Annotated in this window: 12 protein-coding genes and 1 tRNA gene; 10 read left to right on the top strand and 3 right to left on the bottom strand. The window is 44.6% G+C overall.

Translation table 11 applies throughout. The features are described 5' to 3' along the window. The first annotated feature begins 80 nt into the window (after nt 1–80). The 7 genes from QUB26_RS08010 (at nt 81) to cheB (ending at nt 13,018) form a co-directional block, all read left to right on the top strand. Nucleotides 81–1,847, top strand: a complete 1,767-nt coding sequence (locus QUB26_RS08010; protein ID WP_333056412.1) for a R3H domain-containing nucleic acid-binding protein — start codon at nt 81–83, stop codon at nt 1,845–1,847. A 389-nt stretch (nt 1,848–2,236) separates the two neighbouring features. Then, entirely contained in the window at nt 2,237–3,913 is a 1,677-nt protein-coding gene (locus QUB26_RS08005; RefSeq protein ID WP_333236781.1) for a CheR family methyltransferase, read from the top strand. A gap of 3 nt (nt 3,914–3,916) precedes the next feature. Next, complete coding sequence (locus tag QUB26_RS08000; protein ID WP_333317406.1) at nt 3,917–5,047, top strand: chemotaxis protein CheW; 1,131 nt, start codon at nt 3,917–3,919, stop codon at nt 5,045–5,047. Nucleotides 5,048–5,493: 446 nt separating this feature from the next. Next, nucleotides 5,494–6,954: a methyl-accepting chemotaxis protein gene (locus tag QUB26_RS07995; RefSeq protein ID WP_333236785.1), complete on the top strand. Its 1,461-nt coding sequence runs from the start codon at nt 5,494–5,496 to the stop codon at nt 6,952–6,954. Nucleotides 6,955–7,277: 323 nt separating this feature from the next. Continuing rightward, nucleotides 7,278–9,161: a methyl-accepting chemotaxis protein gene (locus QUB26_RS07990; protein ID WP_333236787.1), complete on the top strand. Its 1,884-nt coding sequence runs from the start codon at nt 7,278–7,280 to the stop codon at nt 9,159–9,161. 119 nt (nt 9,162–9,280) lie between these two features. Then, a complete protein-coding gene (locus QUB26_RS07985; protein ID WP_333317487.1) occupies nt 9,281–11,776 on the top strand; it encodes a hybrid sensor histidine kinase/response regulator in 2,496 nt (831 codons plus the stop codon). Nucleotides 11,777–11,932: 156 nt separating this feature from the next. Continuing rightward, the gene (cheB, locus tag QUB26_RS07980; RefSeq protein ID WP_333236851.1) at nt 11,933–13,018 is read left to right on the top strand and encodes a chemotaxis-specific protein-glutamate methyltransferase CheB; all 1,086 of its coding nucleotides are present in this window, start codon (nt 11,933–11,935) and stop codon (nt 13,016–13,018) included. Between the two features lie 127 nt (nt 13,019–13,145). Here cheB and QUB26_RS07975 read toward each other — a convergent pair whose 3' ends face one another. After that, complete coding sequence (locus QUB26_RS07975) at nt 13,146–13,532, bottom strand: response regulator (protein ID WP_015175702.1); 387 nt, start codon at nt 13,530–13,532, stop codon at nt 13,146–13,148. Between the two features lie 741 nt (nt 13,533–14,273). Between QUB26_RS07975 and QUB26_RS07970 the strand changes: the two genes are divergently transcribed. Together QUB26_RS07970 and QUB26_RS07965 are read left to right on the top strand one after the other, a co-directional pair. After that, nucleotides 14,274–17,081, top strand: coding sequence for a GAF domain-containing protein (locus tag QUB26_RS07970; protein WP_333236789.1), 2,808 nt, complete (start codon nt 14,274–14,276; stop codon nt 17,079–17,081). A 101-nt stretch (nt 17,082–17,182) separates the two neighbouring features. Next, a tRNA-Gln gene (locus QUB26_RS07965) sits at nt 17,183–17,254 on the top strand. A gap of 596 nt (nt 17,255–17,850) precedes the next feature. On the opposite strand, the gene QUB26_RS07960 is transcribed toward QUB26_RS07965, so the two are convergent. Then, nucleotides 17,851–19,128 (bottom strand): serine hydrolase, encoded by a 1,278-nt coding sequence (locus QUB26_RS07960; protein WP_333236791.1) that lies wholly within the window; start codon nt 19,126–19,128, stop codon nt 17,851–17,853. A 179-nt stretch (nt 19,129–19,307) separates the two neighbouring features. Here QUB26_RS07960 and QUB26_RS07955 point away from each other — a divergent pair, with 179 nt between their 5' ends. After that, a complete protein-coding gene (locus QUB26_RS07955; protein WP_333236793.1) occupies nt 19,308–20,414 on the top strand; it encodes an N-acetylmuramoyl-L-alanine amidase-like domain-containing protein in 1,107 nt (368 codons plus the stop codon). A gap of 283 nt (nt 20,415–20,697) precedes the next feature. On the opposite strand, the gene QUB26_RS07950 is transcribed toward QUB26_RS07955, so the two are convergent. After that, nucleotides 20,698–22,032 (bottom strand): D-alanyl-D-alanine carboxypeptidase, encoded by a 1,335-nt coding sequence (locus QUB26_RS07950; RefSeq protein WP_333236853.1) that lies wholly within the window; start codon nt 22,030–22,032, stop codon nt 20,698–20,700. Between the last annotated feature and the right edge of the window lie 577 nt (nt 22,033–22,609).

Genomic DNA, 22,609 nt, shown 5'->3' with positions numbered 1-22,609 from the left:
CACATAAAAACTGGCAACTGACAACTGACAACTGACAACTGACTAAAAAGTTGAAAAAGTCACCGAACACATCGAGGCGAATGCAGATTACAGACGACCTCAACAAATTATTAGACATCGTGCCAGATGAGATCCGGCAGCCCTTAGAGCAGCACCCGCAGCGCAACAATCTCATTGAGATTGTCATGGATTTGGGCCGCCAACCTGAAGCTCGTTTTCCATCCTTGGCCGAACCTCTTTCCCAAACGCCGATTACCAAGGCACACCTCAACTATTGCATCGAGCGAGTCGGCCACTTCGGCGGCGACAACCGAGCCGGTATCGAGCAAACCCTGCACCGAATTAGCGCCCTACGCAACCGCAGCGGCGAGATTATCGGCTTGACTTTGAGGGTGGGCCGCGCTGTGTTCGGGACGATCGGCATTATCCGCGATTTGGTGGAAACCGGTCAGTCAATTTTGATGCTCGGCCGCCCCGGAGTCGGAAAAACCACGGCCCTGCGGGAAATTGCCCGCGTGCTCGCCGATGACTTGGAAAAACGGGTGGTAATCATCGACACCTCCAACGAAATTGCCGGAGATGGAGATATTCCCCACCCAGCGATCGGCAGAGCTCGCAGAATGCAAGTTTCCCGCCCCGAACTCCAGCACCAAGTCATGATCGAAGCAGTGGAAAACCATATGCCGCAAGTGATCGTGATTGACGAAATCGGCACGGAGCTCGAAGCTTTGGCGGCTCGGACGATCGCCGAAAGGGGCGTGCAGTTGGTAGGTACCGCCCACGGGAACCGGATCGAAAACTTGATGAAAAACCCGACTCTGGCAGATTTAATTGGGGGCATCCAAGCGGTGACGCTGGGAGATGACGAAGCTAGACGGCGCGGTTCTCAAAAGACGGTTTTGGAGCGCAAAGCACCGCCAACTTTTGAAATTGCCATCGAAATGCTGGAACGCCAGCGCTGGGTAATCCACGAGCGAGTTGCAGATTCGATCGACACTCTGCTGCGGGGACGCGAACCGAGCCAGCAAATCAGAAGCGTCAGCGAGACAGGAGAAGTAATTATCGAGCGCGAGTCAGCCGCTCCCCCCGCGCGGTTTCCGGGGATGGCCGCTTCCAGCAGCACGGCTGCGGTATCAGCAATCCGGCCCGTCACACCGCTCTCTGGCTGGCGGAGTGCTGGCAAAATGGTGCCGATGCCCGCTCCAGGCGAGAACTTGGCTCCTAAAAGCGCGCCGGTTTCTGAGACTCGGTATTTCGAGCAACTGCTCGAAGAATCCCTGTCCGTCGAGCCGGTACCTAAGCCCGGACGTTTTTCCCAGAATGTCGGCCCTAACGGCGAAGATTTGCCCCTCCACGTTTATCCTTACGGCATACCTCGTCACCAGCTCGAACAGGTGATTTCGACGCTGAACCTGCCGGTGCTGCTGACGAAGGATATTGAGAGTGCTGACGTGGTTTTGGCTTTGCGATCGAACGTTCGGAACCAGTCGAAATTGAGGCACTTGGCCAAAACTCGCCAAGTTCCCCTGCACACAATTAAGGCCGCCACTATTCCCCACGTAGCGAGAGCTTTGCGGCGCCTGTTGGACATGGATGACCCAGGTACCCCGGAAGTGGCAGACCTCGCCTTATTTGCCCGCAGCGGTTCTTCTGACGAGCTCGAAGCTCTCGAAGAAACGCGCTTAGCAGTCGAGCAAATTGTCATTCCCAAGGGACAGCCGGTGGAACTCCTGCCCCGTTCTCCCAACGTCCGCAAAATGCAGCACGAACTTGTGGAACACTATCACCTGAAATCCCACAGTTTTGGGGAAGAACCTAATCGCCGCCTGCGGATATATCCAGCTTAAAGTGGGAGATTAGTGCCTTTGAAGGCAGAAGGTGGAAGGCAGAAGGGATAATTTTTTCCTGGGTTCTGTCTTTGACCTTTTGCCTTTTTCCTTTAAGTATCTGGCAAGTTTCTGATATGATATGGTGTGACACTGTTCTTGTTCAGGCGATCGGCTAAATTCCAGATTTCTAATTCCAAATTCCCCAATTTCCAATTATCAATACTTCTACTACACGAGCTTACAAGTTACCCAATTCCCAATAGTTCAGCTACGCACTTCCCTTCGGCTCCCTGCGGCTTTGCGAACCGACGAGCCGCAGGCTAGCAGCTATGCTCAGCCCAAACTCAGCAGCAGCTCAGTAAAAGTTGCCACTACCCAAATTATTAAATTAATCTACCTCAGTGGACATGAATGATTCCATAATTCAGCTATTTATCAACTTAATTACTACTGAGATGGGTGTGCGAATTAGGTCTCAAGATAGAGCTGGTTTGTCTCATAAAATCATGAGTAGGATGAGAGAAAAAAAAATTGCAGACCCAGAAAAGTATTATAAACTTTTAACCGCCAAAACTTTTGAAAGTAAAAATGAATGGGCGAAATTAGTATTGCTATTAACAACAACTGAAAGTTATTTTATGCGAGATAAAGGACAGTTCGCTCTGTTGAAAAGAGTAATTTTTCCTGAATTGATAGAGCAGAAAAGAAACTTGCACAAGACCTTGGGAATGCAGCCGACACTGCGAATATGGAGTGCGGGCTGCTCCACCGGTGAAGAACCTTATTCTTTAGCTATTGTTTTAAAAGAATTGATTCCCGATTGGGAGCAATGGAAAATATTAATTTTAGGTACAGATATCAATGAAAAAGTAATCAAAAAAGCGCCCCAGGGAGTTTACAGTCATTGGTCGTTTCGCTTGGTTGACCCGCAGATACAAAAGCAGTATTTTCATCAGAGGCAAAATGATTGGGAAATTAATCTAGAATTGCGCGAAAGTGTCAACTTTAGTTGTGTAAATTTAATCACAGATGACTTTCCTAATATTTACCAAAATCTTTATAACATAGACTTAATTTTATGCAGAAACGTTTTTGTGTATTTTGAACATAAGTATATTTCACTGGTACTGAAAAAATTTTCCAATACCCTGAAACCTGGAGGATATTTAATGACCGGTCATGCTGAAGTTTACGGTCAAATTATGAACGAGTTTGAAGCCAAGATTTTCCCTGAGTCGGTGGTGTATCAGCGTCGGAATGCAGTACCGGAGGAAGGCTGTCAAATAGAGTCTAGGGTTGCGACTGTAGGAGAAGCCAACTCGGCATTTCGGGAATTCCCGAAAGCAGATATTATGGACGATGATAGTGGTGAGTTGCTAACAGGGGAAACTATGCCACCTAGTTTTACTACTAACAGCAATTTTTCAGAGATAGAGATGCCTCCGGTATTAAAAATAAGTAATCCGCTGGGGAATATGCTGCCCTATCGCTATCTGGAGGACGGCTTGCCGAACAATGCCGTGTCAGTTACAGAAAAAACAATAGCAGAAAATACTCAAAATCAAACGCATCAAATGCTAATTTTAGAGGCTAAAAAGTTATTTAAAAATCAAGATTATGCTGAGGCAATCAACAAGGCACAAGAGGCAATAGAGTTGCAGGGCCCTAATTTTGATGCTTATTTTTTAATCGCTCAAGTTCAGGCAAATGCCGGCAATTATTCTCAGGCAATAGATTACTGCAATAGAGCGAGAAAAGTAGAGCCTGGATCAGTATATACTGATTATTTACAAGCTCAAATTGCTGAAGAACAGGGGCAATTAGAAACAGCAAAAAATTTATTAAAGAGGACTATTTATATGTGTCCATCTTTTGTTTCAGCTTATATAGAACTAGGGAATATATACCATAAAGAAGGTCAAGTAAAAAGAGCTCTTAAAATGTACAATTCATCTTGTGAAATCCTGAAAGCACTACCGCCAAACACTTCCATAGATTCCCAGGGTAAAATGACAGCTAGTCAAGTGCTGATGAATGTTAAAAAAAAATTGTTAAAATTATACAGTAAAGAAACTGTACACTAAAATATGGAAACTAAACCGTATCTTATCTTTGAACAGAACGGTTTTCTCTGCGGTATAGAAGCCTGCTACGTTCGGGAAATTTTCTTTCTGCCGGAGTTGACAGCAATTGCAGAAGCACCTCAAGATATTGTTGGGGCGATCGACCTTCGGGGCGAAATTCTGCCCGTGATGGATCTGAATCTTCGTTTTGGATACGTTTGGCAGGATTATGCTGTGACAGATAGTACGATCGTCATAGAGTGGCAAGAATCGAAAATCGGTATAATTGTCAATCAAGTTCGCGAAGTTAAGCAACTCTCAGAAGAGGCCATCACTCCGCAGCTATCTTATGGGCGAGAGAATTCAGAAGCCTCTCATTATTTTGTAGCTGGACTAGCCCGCAGCGAAGCCGATATTATCATGCTGCTGAATCTCGATCAATTAATTCGATATTCTCCCGAAAAGTCAGAGGAAAGCTGGCCTGTTTCTCCAAGCCATGCAGGTAGTGAAGCAGCAGCAGGTGAGGCAGAGACGGAAAATTTTCACGGGCTAATAAGTGCAAAAATGTTAGGAAAAAATCCTAAAAATTTGAGCAACCGTCACGTTTTTTGCCCGCAGGCTACCCCGGAAGAAAAAGCAATTTTTCAATCGCGCGCTAATCATTTGAGGCGGCGAGGCGAGGGGGAAAATGATGCTGCAATTAATATGTCCCTGGCGGTGTTTGTTTTGAATGGCGAATACTTTGGTATTCATTTAGATCTAGTGCGCGAATTTACTGACATTAGCCAAGTAACTCCGGTTCCTTGCACTCCAGATCGCATAGTGGGAAATATAAATTTACGGGGAGAAATTGTGACTTTAATTGATATTCGCAGTGTTTTAAATATGTCTTTAAATATGTCGGAGACTGCAAATTATCTCTCTAAGGCGATCGTTGTTGAAGTGACAGATTTGGTCGCTGGTATAGTTGTTGACGAAATATTAGATATTATATACTTAAATGTGTCGGAAATTGCGGCTGTTCCGGCAGCCCTGCATTCTGCCAACCGCGAATATCTACGGGGGACAGCTATTTACGGGGAAAAAATGATGGCTATTCTGAACTTGCAAAAACTGCTGACAAAAGGAGGAGTAGTTGTTGATGAAGAGGTTTGAATCCAGAACAGGACTTACGCAAAGTATATCTGTCATGAGTGCAGTGAAGCATCTAGCTGGATACTTCATTTCCTTCGCAATCCCGATCCAATGCAGAGATTAGGACTGGTAACGAGCGGGACTTAGCATGAGAGAATTATCTTGAAATGCGTCCAGCACTAAAGAAGTTAGTTATACCAAAATACGCTTGGGTTAAGCTCGATCACCCCGGCGCCAAGGGCGGGCACGGGGAGTAGGGGTCGCACCGCCCCTACAAAGGGGGAGTAGGGGGTGGACAAGAACTTACTCAAAGTCCTCGCAACGATGCGGGGGATGCTGCAAGGAATCTCTGAGGAATAAATAGTTTTAACCAAAGCGTATTCAGTTATACCAAATCTGCTTTTCAAGCCAGATTTGACGAAGCAATCTAATTCGTATATTCACGTGCTTAAATTAAGGAGAAAAATATGTTTTCTAAGTTAATAAAATTAAATATTAGAAATAGGATGCTGCTGGCATATGTAGCACCAGCAACTATATACTTGGGTTTTCCCGTCCTAGTTTATACAACTACTAATCAGGTTTTGAATAATTTTGCAGAAGTAGAAAGGATCGAAAATGTGATCAGACACACAAGTGATATGTCAGCAGGTGCTGAACAAATGGTACGGGGGATGCGCGGGTATTTAATTAATAAAAATCCGCAGTTTTTAAATGATTTTCAAACAGGTGCAGAATTAGCTCGCCAGTCGGGCAATAGTGCGGAGTTGAGGATGGAAAATCCTGAACAGAAAATTCGTTTAGAGAAGATGCTACAACTCTGCAACGAATATTATGAGGGTACTAATGAAATAGTTGCTTTATTACAAAAAAATAATAGAACTGCTGCCTTGGCTCTCTTTAACACCGGAAAACACACACAATTTGTGGATGAATTTGTGGAATTAAATAAGCAATTTCGCGAAGTAGAAGTAAAAGCGATTAAGCAAGCTACAGAAAAAACGAAGCAATCTTTAGTTTTTTTGATATCGGCATTGGTATTTGGTTCCGTGTTTTTATTGGTGTTAGGTGCGGTTATAGCTTGGCTGATTTCGTCAGGAATTGCCCAAACTATCGATCGCGCAATTAGCTCGATCGCCGCTTCTTCCACTGAGATTGCAGCCACCGTGGAAGAACAGGAACGGATGGCAAGTCAGCAAGCAGCTTCAGTAAATGAAACTACTACTACAATGGACGAATTGGGAGCATCTTCCAGGGCGACATCACAGCAGATAGAAACAGCCGTGGTTCAAGCAATGCAAGCTTTGAATTTAGCTGGAGGTGGCACAAAAGCTGTAGAACAAACTTTAGAAGCAATGGCCACTCTAAAAACTAAAGTTCAGGATATCCAAGGACAAATTATAGAGTTGAGCGAACAAACAGATCACATTGGTAATATCTCAACTGTAGTTAGCGATTTGGCAAATCAAACTAATATGTTAGCACTCAATGCTGCTGTGGAAGCCGTGCGGGCGGGAGAACATGGCAAGGGGTTTGGCGTGGTGGCGTCAGAAATTCGCAAACTTGCCGATCGCAGTAAAAAGTCAGGAACACAAATTAATCTCTTAGTTGCTGATATTCAAAAGGCAATTAACTCAACAGTAATGGTGACAGACGAAGGAACTAAAACAGTGGAATCGGGCGTGAATATTGCCTCAGAAACCGCTGCGGCATTTGCAGGAGTTGCCAATGCCATTAACAATGTGGTTTTGAGCTCTCAGCAAATTTCGCTGAATGCCAAACAGCAATCGATCGCGATCGAACAGGTAGTGCAAGCTATGAACTCCCTCAATCAAGCGGCAGCCCAAACCGCTTGCGGTATCAGTCAAACTAAAGTCGGCACTCAAAAATTGAATGAAGCAGCCTTAGATTTGAAGGCAGTTTTGTAGGAGAACGATGAATTATGAGTAGTTCCCCAAAAAGGCAAAATATATCCTTAAGAATTAAAGCAATTACTTGGGCGATCGATTTCCCTACCATTCCAGCCATATTAACCGGAGTAATAACTTGTTTATGGGCAAATGCAAATAAAAACCTAATATCAAATCAGCAGTGTAGTGAGTTGTGAGTTATTATTAGGGGGTTGTTATTTTTTCTTTACTACCACTTCCCAATTCCCAATACTTCGGCTACCAGATCCTACAGTTTTCCAATTCCCTATACTTAGACTATGCGAGCGTACAAGTTACCAGTAACCGATTCCCAGTAACCAATGATTAACAAATTTTTCCAAAAAATGCAGCACCGACTGTTGCTACTCCTAATTTTAAGTACCTTGATTCCAGTATCTATTGTTGGTTGGTATGGAATTTATTCTTCAACAGAAGCACTGCAAAAGTTAGCATTGATAACCCTTAGTGACAGTGTTAATTCTACCGCCAATCAAATGATTAACAAGTTTGAAAATCTGAGAGCAGATATTTTATTTCTCCGCAAAACTCCCCCTGTTCAGGGAATGATTAGAGCCAGGGCAGGAAATGGAGTAGACAAACAAACTAATTCAACTTATAAAGATTGGGTTTATCGAATGCAGCTCACATTCTTATCCATGATGGAAGCTAAGCCATATTATCTGCAATTGCGTTACATAGATAACAGCGGTAAGGAGATCGTGCGCGTAGATTCTGACGGCACAAATCTCCAAGTTATTCCAGATTCTCAACTACAAAATAAAGCAGACACAGATTACTTTTCGGCAACTATGAAGCTAAAACAAGGAGAAGTCTATGTGTCTTCCTTAAATCTGAATCAGGAAATGGGGAAAATAGAAATTCCTTACAAGCCAACAATTCGCTACGCAACTCCAATTTTTGATCCTAAAGGAGAAAGACAAGGCTTTATCATTACTAATGCTCTGGGTAACACTCTGCTCGATATGGTTAAAAAGTTCAATCCTGAACTATCAGACAAATCTTTTATCTTAAACCAAGATGGGTATTATCTGGCTCATCCCAATCCTAAAAAAGCCTGGGGACTTGAACTCAAAACTAAGGAAAATGTCAAAAATGATTATTCAGGAGACCTTGTTGCTAAAATACTCTCAGGTGGTCAGGGAAATATTGAAAATCGGGAGCTAGTGATTAGCTATAATACAGTTTTCCCCAGCAAACAAAATACCAATAATTTTTTAGTAATTGTGGATACTTCACCCAAAAAATTGTTATTTTATTCCATCGATTCTCTTCAAAAAATAGCAGCGACAATAGCTATTGTTTCCCTGGCTGTGGTGCTGGGATTTGGATGGTTTTTTCTGCAACAAATTGTTGCTCTCATTCGGGGGCTGATTTACCAAATCTCGTCATTTTCAATGCAAATAGAATCTAATATGAACAGGCAAGAACAAATAGCAGATAGGCAATTTGTTTCGGTTAACCAAACAACTATAACTCTCGAAAATTTGGGCCGCTCTTCTCAGCAAACAGCCGAGCAAGCTGAGTCTGTTGCCGTTGCTGCTCGCCAAGCTTTAAATCTAGCAGAAGAAGGTACTACAAAGGTAGATCAAACTCTCAATCAAATGCTGAATCTTAGAGAAGCTGTGGTGGCAATTTCTAAGCAAAATCATCGACTAGACGACAGCACGAGTCAGATTGGCAATATATCGACTCTCGCAAGTTTGGTTAGCGATTTAGCCAGCCAAACTAATATGCTGGCTCTCAACGCTGCTGTTGAAGCAGTCAGAGCCGGTGAGTACGGTAAAGGTTTTGCGGTGGTAGCAAGCGAAATTCGTAAGTTAGCAGATGAAAGCCAACAAGCAGCACAAAAGATTAATGGTATTATTCCAGAAATTAAGGGCGCGATCGACTCAACGGTGAAAGCAACTGAAGATAGTCGCAAAACGGTTGCAGAAGGGGTGAAAACAGCACAAGATACGGCAGAAGCTTTTACGGGTGTGAGGGAAGCTTGCAATCTGGTGTTTGCTAGCAACCAGCAAATTTCTTTTAATATTAAACAGCAGGCGATCGCGATTCAGCAAGTAGGTGATGCGATGAGTTCTATGAAGGAATCAGCGTCTCAAACAGTAAGCGGCATTACTCAAGTTAAAATCGGTACTCAACAACTGACAGAAGCTGCATTTAATCTTAAAGAAGTAGTGTAGTCATTAGTCATTAGTCATTAGTCATTAGTCCTTAGCAATCGACTGAGTATTCAACATAATTATCATTACCCATTACCCATGAGCAATGCTCAATTACTTATTACTAAAAAACATATATGATGATTGAAGATCAAGAACTTCGAGATGTATTTAAAGTTGCTAGTCAAGAACACTTACAAAAACTAGACGACGGATTGCTGTACTTAGAACAACATCCAAGCGACTTAGCTAAGTTAGAACAATTGTTGCGCGAAACCCATTCTCTTAAAGGTGATGCTGGGATGCTAGGCGTAAAAAATGTAGCATCTTTAGCTCATCAAATGGAGCATATTTTGGGTTCTGTCAAGCGGGGAGAAACTCAACTCAATTCCGATATTAGCGATCGACTTTCGCAAGGTTTAGACGCCATCCGCCAACTCGTTAACGAAGCAGTTACCGGCCAAGATTCCGGCGTTAATACTTTTTACATCCTTGCTAGCATGATGGGTGCTTCTAATCAGCCACAGCCACAGGCTGCCACCTCAATAGTAGAGCCATCATCTTCACAAGTACCAGAACAACCGTTGGTAGAACCGCAATTTCCTGAGCCTCCTACCCCAGAACTAGAAACAAATGTTGAAACTTCTGAAGCCCTTACCTTAGAGAAAAATTCCTCTTTTTTACCCCTACAATCCCAGCCAGAATTTCCACTGCAAGCTCAAAACTTGCCTGCACCTTCTGAACCCGCCCCTGCGTCGGCGCCGCCTTCGGCAGTTACTGCATCATCAACCTCATCTTATCGCATTGAAACCATTCGCGTTGCTACTCAAAATTTAGACGATTTAATGACTCAAGCAGGGGAACTTACTGTCACAAAAACTCGACTAGGACACCGAGTTGCAGAGCTCGAACAAATTACAACTTTGTGGGAAGAGTGGAGCCGAGAATATTTTGTAACGAGCTTGACTCTTGATCGGATGCAAATAGATGAAAACGGTATTAAAGCCAACGGTAAATTTAGCCAATTGCAGGATTACTATCAACGTACAGAAGAACGTTTAGAACGTCTCGGAACTTTAGTCAACTGCTTGAGAAATCGAGTTTATGAAGATACTGCCAGACTCGAATTAATCGCTGAGGCATTAGAATCAGGAATTCGCACTCTGAGACTGTTGCCTTTGTCTACTATTTTTAATTTATTTCCTCGAACTGTTCGAGATTTAGCAAAACGGGAAGGTAAAGAAGTTGCATTAGTGATTGAAGGAGGCGAAACTACAGCAGACAAACGCATTTTAGAAGAAATGAAAGACCCTTTAATGCACATGATTAGAAATGCGATCGACCACGGTATTGAAACTGTTGAGGAGCGGGAAAAACTAGGTAAACCTCCCGTGGCTACTCTCCGAATTAAAGGCTATAATATGGCTAGCAATATTATTATTGAAGTTGCTGATGATGGTCGGGGACTAAATCTAGAGAGCATTAAACAAACGGCTGTAAAACGTAATCTTTGTACGCTTGAACAACTGGCAGAAATGACCGATACTCAAGTACAATCTTTAATTTTTACTCCGGGTTTTTCGACCAAAAAATTTGTTACCGAAGTATCGGGGCGCGGGGTGGGTTTAGATGTAGTTCGCACTAATGTTGAAGCCCTTAAAGGTAGTATTAAAGTAGAGTCTTTACCGGGAAAAGGATGCACTTTGAGGCTGCAAATCAGCACGTCTTTAGCTACAGCAAATGTATTAATTGTCATAGTTGAAGACATTCCTTATGCTCTGCCAGTCGAGTTTGTAGACACGGCACAACAGGTGTCTCAGTCTGAGATATTTGCTATAGAAGGTAAGGAAACTATACTTTCAAAGGGTCAGCCTTTGTCAGTTGCTCATCTGACAGATTTACTAGAATTAAATAATAAAAAACTGTGGCAAAAAAATCGGTATTTGAGACAGGAAACCGGGAGAGAAAATCTGAAGGAGAATAAAAACTACTTCCGAAATTCAAGTTCTTCAAAAATGCCTTGTATTGTTTTAAAAGTTGGGGAGGAAAGATTGGGATTATTTGTAGATGCTTTGATAGACGAACAGGATGTGGTGATGAAACCTCAAAGTCAATTGCTGAAACGGGTGCGAAATGTTTCGGGTGCCACAATTCTCGCTACTGGGGAAGTTTGTATGGTACTCAATCCCCACGATTTGATAAAATCTGTACGCCAGCAAGTTTCGTCTCGTGGGGTTGGGAGTGCGCGATCGCAACTTGAGACTGCCAGCCGAAAACAAGTTATACTATTAGCAGAAGATTCGATCGCCACGCGCACTCAAGAAAAGCGCATACTGGAAGCTGCAGGTTACGAAGTTGTGACTGCGGTAGACGGATTGGATGCTTTCCATAAATTGAAAACTCGCGATTTTGATGCTGTGATTTCTGACATACAAATGCCAAATTTAGACGGTTTGGCCCTGACTATTAAGATTCGCGAGCAAAAAGAATACAGTGAGTTGCCGATAATTTTAGTGACATCTTTGGCATCGGATGAAGATAAAAAAAGAGGTGCTGATGCGGGTGCCAATGCTTATATTCCTAAAGGTACTTTCAATCAAGATGTGTTGGTAGAGACACTAAAAAGGTTAGTTTAGTCATTAGCTATTTGTTGTTAGCTATTTGTTATTAGCTATTTGTTATTTACTACCAATTAGCAAGGCCCAATGCCCTGTGTCTAGTGAAAAATTCCCCGTGCATGGATGCCGAATTTATCATTTCCCATTCCCCATTCCCCATTTCCGAGCAAACTGATGTTGTTGCCCATTAAACTATTGTTAGTTGAAGATTCTCCAGTAGTTACCATCGTTCTCAAACGAATTTTTGAGTCCTCGCCAGACATCCAAGTTGTAGGAACCGCTTGCAACGGATTAGAAGGACTAGAATTAATTCCCAAACTTCAGCCCCAAGTAATCTGTACGGATTTGAACATGGCACCAATGAACGGGTTAGAATTTACCGAAGAAGTAATGAAGAAATATCCGCTACCAATTTTAGTAATTAGTGCTTCAGTGCAAGCGAATGATACTCAGAATGTATTTCAAGTGTTAAAGGCTGGTGCATTGGATGTTTTTCCGAAACCGATGGGTGGGTTGGTATCTGATTACGATCGCCTAGCTAATCAATTAATAGCTAAGGTTAAAATCCTCTCAGGAGTTAAAGTATTTACACGGCATCCAAAAAAGATACCTACTGAAGATAAAAATCAAATTGTAAAACTCAACCAAGCACCAGTTCCTAATTACAAATTTTCTAACGAAAATGTTAAATCTCCAACTATTAAAATATTGGCGATAGGGGCTTCTACAGGCGGGCCGCAAGCACTGTACGCGATTATTTCTAAACTTCCAGCTAGTTTTCCCGTGCCTATAATTTGTGTCCAACACATCAGTGAAGGTTTTTTGCAAGGATTAGTTGATTGGCTGGGTTATGAATCGAAACTGCCTGTTAAGATAGCTGCTTTTGGGGAATTGCCACAAGCAGGGACTGTGTATTTTCCTCCAGAAAAACGTCATTTAGAATTGGATTCTCAAGGGCGATTTATTTATTCAGAAGCTGCTCATGCTGCGGGACACTGCCCTTCTGTAACGGTGACATTTAAGTCGGTAGCTAATTTTTATAGTCGGGCAGCAGCGGGGGTTTTGCTGACAGGAATGGGTAGAGATGGTGCTGACGGAATGTTGGAGATCGCTAGACAAGGGGGGTTGACAATCGCCCAAGACGAGGCTAGCTGCATTGTCTTCGGAATGCCCAAGGAGGCGATCGCCCTCGGTGCCGCCCAATATGTTCTACCTGTCAGTGCGATCGCTCCCCTACTCCTGGCAAAATTAAAAATTTAGGACTTACCTCGCAAATAGTGCAGAATGCCCCGCCCCTCGACTTGTTAAAGAAGTCGAGGATCAGAGAGCGCGATCGCAACTTTTTACTTCATTAATTACTCAAAACTGATTTTTGTCCTAAGTCCGATTATTTGATTTTGATAAACTTACCAATTACCTCGCGCAACTTATCAGCATCAAACGGCTTAGTTAAATACTCTGTTGCTCCCGCCAAACGCCCCTGTACCTTATCAAAGGCTCCATCTCGCGCTGTCAGCATTACGATCGGCAAATTCTGAAACTGAGGCAAGCTCCGCACCGTGCGGCAGAGTTCCAATCCGTCAATACCAGGCATCGAAACATCCAGCAACAAAACCGAAATTTGTTCGTGATAAATCGTTGACAAAGCATCCACTGCATTGTCGGTTACGAGAACTCGAAACTCTTTGCTTAAGGCCTGTTTAACAAGTCCTTGCATCACGACGCTATCATCAACTGCCAAAATAGTTGGTACTTGACTGCTACTTGCAGACATATTCTTCTCCCTGTTTATTTATAGTTCTTGAAAATACAAAACATACTTCGTTCAGTTATTTTTTGAGAGTTGCCTCTACCCAATAATTGTCAACTCCGTTGGAGCGTTAGTTGAAACTTTACCCCTGTTTTTTTACCTCAAACTCGAAAAAAGGGATTGGGAGAGTGGTCGATCGGCAATTACAACAGTTGCAAAATGTGCATCCGGGGCCAAAAACCCTAAAAGGTCGAGTTTGAACAACTATTGTTACAAAGTTTAACATCTTACCAATTTTTTGTAATTCATCTCCTCACTGTAGTTGAACTCCCGGCTAAGGCACAGCTCGGTAAAGGACACTGGTATTGTGGCACAAACCCCTGATTTAAATCTACCAGCAAGCCAGCTACCCACGATTAGAGAAGTCTGTTAAAATACAATTAAACTGATAAAAAAATTCTAGGTAAGCAATAGTCATATATTTTGGAAAGCTGCTTCCTCCCAACAGAGGCTCTTAGATTTAGAGAGTCCGAGGTATTAAAAAGCATAGTCAACTGGAAGTATAATTTATATAGTCTTAGATATGGGGTGCTCTAACTCCGATAACTCAAAAGTTTTCAGATCAGTCAAGAGGTTAGTCTGAATTCGGCGCAAGCAACCTGCGCCGAACTTGCGCCCCGAGTCTCCCAGCACAGAATTCATAGCTTGTTTTTCAAGGGAAGTATTGAGAAGGGCGGTTGCCAGCAACTAGACGGGCAGTTACACATGATGAAAGCACCCTTGCCTCTTGGTAAAAAAGTGTTCAAGCTCCATAACATTGATTTGTATCAGCTTCTTGGCTCTGATCCAGAGGCTTGCTTGGACAGTTTGGTCGGTTTGGCAGCTCAGATGGGCCGAACTCCTATTGCTTTCTTGAGCTTGATTGACGGTAATCGCCACTGGTTGAAGTCGCAGTTAGGTATCGATCGAACTTTGACCCAACGTTACCTGAATTTTTGCGCTCGCGCCCTAGACCCAACTCCCGAAGATTTCGCCCAGAGTTCAAACTCAAAGTCGGAATTTGACCGGGCAATTTCCCTGCAACAACCGCCAGTTGCTTCCGAATTTGCGATCGAACTTCCTATAAATTCTTTTAAAGAACTGCCTGCCGCCATTGTTCGAGACGCTTCCACAGATATGAGATTTGGCGATCATCCGCTGATCGTTTTCTACCCCTTCGTGAAATTTTACGCCGGAATCCCAGTTGTCAGCTCTGAGGGGCAGGTGCTGGGAGTGCTATCCGTCATGGACTCGGTGCCGCGAGACTTGACAAAAGAAACTATAGAAGCTATGCAAGCTTTAAGTCGGCAAGTTGCGAGTTTGGTGGAGCTGCGCTGGCAATTAGTCAAAGCCCAGAAACAGTTGCCAGAGGTAGAAGATATCACCTCGGACAGCCCGCAAATCTCGGAGTTAGTTTCTGGCTCGAACCGATCGAGCTTGTCTGCGGTACCTACGCCACAGAGTAGCAGGACAATATACGGCACAAAAAACCTCCCGACGCTGGGGGAAACAGGCACATCTCAATATGTGTGGGAAGCTTCAGCGGGCATCGGGCGCGCGGACGATACCCAACAAATCCGAGAAATCGTTGCCGGCCCGGGCGACACATCCGATCGCCAACTGACGGCAGCGTCCCTACAAGAGCGAGCTCGCTTGGGAACCCTGCAAGCTAAAGTCGGTGCAGCCCTCGGACAAGGCGGGAAAATATCGGTCATCCTCAATCGCTGCACCGAGGCAATGGTAGAGTACCTCGACGCCACAGGGGCGAGCATCTGGACTTTCAACCAGCAGACAGAGCGGTTAGAATTGCAGGCCAATTCAGGACTTAGGAGCCAAGATTGGGCAAAAGAAATAGAAGATTGGGTGCCAACAGAAGCGGGAAAACTCCAAACGGCTCCTGTGTGTCTAATGTCGAATCCGTCTCTGTGTACCATTACCTATCCGTTGATTGTCGAAGAGCGGCTGGTGGGAGTGATGGCTCTGTGCAGTAGCGCTTTGGCAAGCGAGGGAGCGCTAGAAGTTCTGGGTTGCATTGCTAACGCCATCGCCGTGGCGATCGATCGCCACGCAGCCCGAGAAGAATTGTTGAGCCGCCGGGAAGGCCTGCTCTTCGGCCTCGCCAGCCAGATGCGGAATTCCCTAGACCTCGACAAAATTTTAGATACGGCTGTGAACGAAATTCGCAGCTTGTTGCAGGTTGACCAGTGCTACTTTTTGTGGTACTCCATCTCGCGAGACGGTCAGCCCAGCTTTGCAATTACCCACGAGGCGGCAAATCCCGAACTCAAAGAGCGGCTCACAGAATACCCGATCGAACAAGTAACGCTGCTGGCCGAGAAAATTAGCCACCGCCAAACCCTCCGGATCGGCGACGCTGCCACAGCACTGTGCATCGAACCGGCCACGCGAGCTTTTTTGAGAAGTATCGGGATTGTTTCTAACCTGCTGCTGCCGCTCAAGACTCGCTCCGGTCAAATGGGTGCTGTAGTTTGCAACCATTACAGCAGCCACCGTTCCTGGGCGACGAGCGAAGTGGAATTGCTGCAAGCGGTGGTGGATCAACTGGCGATCGCGATCGACCAAGCCGAACTCTACGCCCAAACCCGCGCTGCCGCCTTAGCCGCCCAAACTCAAGCCCGCCAACTGACGGAAACTTTGCAGCAGTTGCAGCAGAAAGAAGCTCAGCTCATCCAAAACGAAAAAATGTCCTCTCTCGGTCAAATGGTCGCCGGCGTCGCCCATGAAATTAACAATCCGGTTAATTTTATTTACGGCAACTTGACTTATTGCAAGCAGTACATGAAAAATCTGCTGGATTTGCTGCACTTGTATCAAAAGCACTACCCCGAGCCTTGCCCCGAAATTCTCGACAAAAACGAAGAAATCGATGTTGAGTTCATAGTGCCGGATTTGCTGAAAATTCTGTCTTCAATAGAGATGGGAACTGAACGCATCCGCCAAATTGTCCTGTCTCTGCGGAACTTCGCGCGGCACGACGAAGCAGAGATGAAGCCGGTGGACATTCACGAAGGGATTGACAGCACGCTGCTGATTTTGCAGAGTCGCTTGAAGTCAAACGGGCTAGTGCCGGGAATTGAGGTAATTAAAGACTACGGCGACTTGCCGAAGGTAGAGTGCTATCCCGGACAGCTCAACCAAGTATTTATGAATATTTTGGCGAATGCGATCGACTCTTTGGAAAATCAGCCTCCACCCAAGACGATCAAAATCTCGACGGCGGTGGTGAACCCAGACTCGGAGGCTGATGAGTCAGGAAAGTCGAGGGGTCAAGTTGTGGTGATTCGGATTCAAGACAGCGGGCCCGGATTGCCCGAAAAAGCTAAATGCCACTTGTTTGACCCTTTCTTTACCACTAAACCTGTAGGCAAGGGTACGGGGCTCGGCTTGTCTATCAGCTACCAGATAGTGGTGGAAAAACACGGAGGAAGCTTGAACTGTATCTCGAAACCAGGACAGGGAGCAGATTTCAGGATTGAAATCCCGGTAGCTCGCCCCCGTGCGATCAAAGAATAAACCTGCGGGCGATCGGTCTCAAAAAGATTTTTAAAATTTTCTTGTCAAAATGCTTGACAGATTGCGGTGTTTGAATGCTAAGATAGTGAAGGTTAAGACGTTGGGGCGTCGCCAAGTGGTAAGGCAGCGGGTTTTGGTCCCGCCATTCAGAGGTTCGAATCCTTTCGCCCCAGTTAAATTGTGTCCGGTCAATCAATTGTTGAACTCATTGTTTCTATTCTGACCAAGGGCGACGAGCGATTAAAAGGGCGGGTTTTTGAGATTGTCAATTGTTGGCAGATATTTTTCGTGAACCCGCCCCTACCGTATTAGGGGTAATCGAGCGGAAATAATATCATAGGATATCAGAAACCGGGTTTATTCCTGCGGGTTTTACCTAAAATCCTAGATTTGTGGTCAAGAAATTGGTTTTTTTGGTGGCCATTGCCCATTTTTCGCAGAAACCGTTGTTTGTGCGTAATATCACTTCTGACTGCGCCGGAATTGTATAGCAGAAGGAAGAAGGAAGAAGGAATAAAATCAATCGTTTCACCCATTAACAACGTCCTAACCGTCTTGGCGGTTGCTATAAAATCGAGTTAACATTCAACACTCATATCAAATCCGGTTGCATTGCAATGATTAAACCGCTGTTGACGCCGAGAATACAGAGGAAGAGAACAGAGAGATGAATAATTCCGATGCTACCGGATTTGAGATAAACCATCATTCAGTTTTTCGACTAACAGTCAACACTCAACAGTCAACACTCAACAGGCCCTACTCCATATCACTGCAAAGTGCTGGGGCCACGAGCATTTAGCCGATCGAAAACGTATCGGGAAATTGCCGGAAATGTTGTTTCGTCCTTGGAATAAGCAGGATCGTCTGCGAAAACAACTAAGATATAAATCGCGCGATCGTCTAAAGTTCTGACAAATGCCGCTTCGCTGCGGGAACTAGAGGTATAGCCAACTTTGGAACCAAAATAAATATTAGTTGGTAAAGACTCGCCGAGAAATCCTTGTATCGAGTTGCTAGGATCATTTTTCCATGCCTTGGGGTCTAAGTCTCTCGTCAGCAAGTAAGCCATTTTGCGGCTGGCGACGCTGGAAACCGCTTGCCTAGTATAGATTTCATATATTAATCTGGCAGCTTGGTCGGTAGTTACTTGATTGCGAATCGGCTGGGAAGGATCGCCCCGCAATTGCAAGTCGCGACCGATTGGCCCTTCTTGTCTTAAATAGTATATGGGATAATTTTTGGTGCTTATACGAAGATCATTGTAGCCGGCAGACTGGAAAAATGTGTTAATTTGAGTGCGCTTTTTCAGCCAGCTTTGCAACTCTTCTCCTGCGAGCCGTCCGCCGGATTTTGTATCTGTGATTTTATCTAAAAGCCTGCTGGCTGCATCGTTGTTGGAGACGCGAATCATCTGTTCGAGGTCGTTTTTAAATGCAGATTCTCTTTGCGTAATGATGCCTTTTTCTATGGCTGAGTAAAAGGCTGCCATCCAAAATAACTTGGCAACGCTAGCGGGAAATCGGAGAGTTTGATTTTGATATCCGGCAAAGGTGTGAGCTGTGGAATTGCTGACATCAAATAAGCTAATTGATAGCCGTTCAGCAGGCAGTCCTTTGCTGGTTGCAATCTTCACAGCTTCATCAACAATCCCTTGCAATTCTTGAGAGTAAACTGGATTGGGAGGTGTTTTGATGTTGTAGCTAAAGGTAGGCTCGCTTTGACGATCGGCTAAATTTTCCGATGGTTCAATTGTCGGAGGCGAGAGTGTTTCTTGAGGCGAGATGGCCTGTTGAGCCAAGATGACTGGCGGTTCTGGGGCACGGCGAATTCTGAACGGTATTGTGACAATCCAACCGATCGCGATCGCCCCGGCAATTAAGCACAGGATGTTACGGTATTTTAAGCCAGAAAATTTCGTCCTGACTCGACGACGGGATTGGACAGGAGGCTGGCTGCTTTGGCGTCGCGGCCCGATTGGGCCTCGCGGATCGATTGGGCGTCGAGGTTGAATTGGGCGTGGGCGGCGTCGGCGTTCTACTTGCATTACAGTTTTGTGCTATCAAACTCGCATGATCAGTTTATAATAGGGCGGCATCTAAATGACAAGTGTATCGATCTAGTCCGCTGTTGCCAATTTTATCGGTCTACTAGGCTGATTGAGACTTCTAGTAATTGTAAAATTTTCAGGATAGCACTGAGTTGAAGCAAAATCCTTTGAAAAACATGAGAAATTTTTGGAGTCTGGCTGTTTTGGGATTTGGGATCGTCGGCGTGAATAATTCTTTGATACCTGATGTTTGGGCATTTCAGTCTCAATCTGCTACCGGATATGTTGTTGAGCGACAAACAGCAGCACAGGGCGCGGATCTAGCGTTTTCCTTGACGGGAGAAAGCGAAAATCTGGAGATAACAAACAAGCAAACTGTTTCCAGTTTTCCGAGTATGTTGTGGGACTTCAACAATTTAGCGGAAATTTCCTATTCCGAATTGCTGAAAGTGCTGGCGAGACGATCGGACTCCAATAATACCGAGAGAGAAACCGTTGCACAGCCTGAAGACATAGCACGTTTTGAACAGGTTGTACAGTATGCAAAACAACAAAATTTGCACGATCGCTCGATGGGAGAAATCGTCCAGGCGATCGCCGATAACTTCCTAGGGAAGCCCTACGCCGCTGGGTTGCTGGACAAATCCGGCGAAGAAAAGTTGATCGTAACTTTGAATAAATTTGATTGCGTTTTATTTGTAGAAACCGTTTTGGCGATCGCCAGGGGCGTAGCAGTACAAGATTACAACTATCAAAATTTTGTAAATCGCATAGAAGAACAGCGGTATTTAAACGGTAAAATGAACGGTTATTGCAGCAGATTGCACTATTTTTCCGACTGGATTAACGACAATCAAAAACGGCAAACTGTGGAAAATATTACCGCTGAATTAGGCGGCGTGCCCATGAATAAAACACTAAATTTCATGAGTCAGCACCGCAGCAGTTACCCGCAAATGCTCAAAGACGAAGCGACTTATCAGTGCATAGTCAGCCAAGAAACAGACTTAGCCAAAACTACTGTTAATTACATCCCGACAAATCGGATAAAAAGAGTTTATTCTCAGTTAAAACCGGGGGATATTGTAGCGGTAGCGACGGATGTTAAAGGATTGGATGTCACCCACACCGGTTTAGTCTACCGCAATGCTGACGGCAATATGGGTTTAATTCACGCTTCGCCGGCTGGGGAGGTGACAGTTGCTTACGACTTGCAGAGATATATTAGCAGAGTCGAAAGTGCGATCGGCATAGTAGTCGCTAGGGCAAAAACCCCTAATTAAATTAGTTGGTACTCCTAGGGTGAATCAGCTTGCATTATTTTAGCTGCCAATTCACAATTTCTGTACTGATATCAAATCCGGTAGCATCGTCCTGTATTCATCTCTGTATTCTCTCCCTCTGCATTCTCTGCGCCCTCTGCGGTTAAATCATTCCGATGCAACCGGAAACGATATGACGCACCCTACAAACTAAAGAAACCGGGTTTTTTGCCGAATTTGCGGATGGCAACCCGTCTTTTTGTAAAAAAACCCGGTTTCTGGGTGCCCATGCGTAAGCCTCAAATCAATTGACAATTTCGCTGCGAGATACCTTACTCTTTCTAGCAGGATTTGGCGTTAATTCCGGCGGCGAAACTTGAACACTTCCCCACTCATTCAAAAAGCTTTTCAGCAAAACCTCTTGCTGAGTGCGAAATGTCTCGACATTTGCCCCTCCATTCATAATCACAAACCACACAGTTTCTTGTTTTTTAGTTGGCAAAGCTCCGCCCAAAGCGCTAACATTATCCAACGTGCCAGATTTGACTACTGCTAATTGGGGTAGCGGCCGTTCTGATAGTATTCCTTCATCTTTCCCAACTACAGTTAAGACATCAGCAATTGTCATGCTGTAAGGTTCAAGATAGCGTTCTAAAGCGATAAACAACGCACAAGCAGCCCGGGGAGAAATGAGATTTTCTTCGCTCAATCCCGAACCGTTGACGAGTTGAATTTCTGCGGGAGGAACTCCGGTTGCTGCTGCTGCTTTTTGCGCGACTGTTTTAGCGCCACCGACAGTATCCGCTAGCATATCTGCCATGAGATTGTTGCTGTACTGATTCATTTTTTTGATGAGTTCAGCCAGGGGCAAAGAATAATGTTTGACTAAAGGCTGCACCTCGTTGGGAGATGCTGACAAAACTTGTACAGTACCCTCAATTGCTATTTGGGGTTTTGGCGTATTGGGAGGCAGTGTTTGATACTGGGCGGCGGCCTCGCTGGGCCAGATTTGACTGTTCAATCCTTGTTTGAGCAATTCTCCCGATTTTAGGGGATCGAGTTCAAAGTTCATGTAAAACTTATCGACAATTATCAAATTGCCACTGACTCGTTTGATGCCTTTTTGATTTAAGGCGTTACCGAGGGCGATCGCCTCTTCCCAGACAAACAACGGATCGGCGCTTCCCTGAACAATTAAAGATCCTTTTAATACGCCGTCTTCTATTTTTCCCGTTGTACCAATTAAGGTAATAAATTGATGTTCCGGCCCGAATTGTTGCAGCGCTACGAGAGATGTTGCTACTTTGGTAATAGAAGCGGCTGACAGAGGAACGGTACCTTGATGATTGGCTAGCAAAGTATTGCCCGATTGCATCCAGACGCCTTGGTTTTCTTTGGCAAAACCTTGGGCGGCCAACTCGTTGAGATATTGCTGGATTTTGGTATTTGTGGGGGTTTCGGGATTGGTAGCAGAGACTATTAAGGGCTGCTGAGGCTGACTTGGTTTAACTGGTGGCGGGGAGGATTCAGCTACAGGAGAGGGAGATGCAAGTTGAGGTGATTCAGTAGCTGCACATCCGGCAATAATTGTGAGAAGGGCGATCGAACTCGCAGCAGTCAAGTAGCGGTTTTTCAGCATTACCTTAATTTTTTTCATCAAATGTACGATCGTCTGTTCAGCACGCCCGATGGAAAGTTTAGCATTAGCCCGCGCGTTTTGGAGCATCCGCATCTGCGTTACCAGAATTGCGAACCCCTAACATTAGCTATCTACTTCTCCATCTTTCTTCGTGCTATACCCTAGGGGAACGGCTTCGCCGAACCCGCCTTCGTGGTTCGTTAAATAGATATTGTTTAAATACTGCGGGGTTTTATACCAATAGCCCGGACTGTTTTTAGTTCGTAATCTGAAACCCTGAATTTTCGTAGATCACATCTTGGATTATTCTCGCTTAACAGGCTGTCCGGCCTGTTCCACAACAAGTGCAATTTCTTGTGGGGATTAGGGGTTGGGCATTCTGCCCGGCCATAAAAAGCTTATTGAAAATGGTGCAAGATGTCAGTTGGTAGTTCGATTGCCGCAGATCCTTGCAACCCTGATTTTACGGTTGGTAATCAAAAACTGTTTAAAGTATGGTTATAGCTGGTAAAAGTATAGTCATTTATAGACATGGGAGGCTTCAAGTCCCTCCCCTTTCACTTTTACTTTGAGCGGA

This window comes from Microcoleus sp. B4-C1, assembly GCF_036705285.1.
Classification (GTDB): domain Bacteria; phylum Cyanobacteriota; class Cyanobacteriia; order Cyanobacteriales; family Microcoleaceae; genus Microcoleus.
The sequence above is the reverse complement of the archived record's forward strand: the minus strand, read 5'-3'. Positions and strand labels throughout refer to the sequence as shown.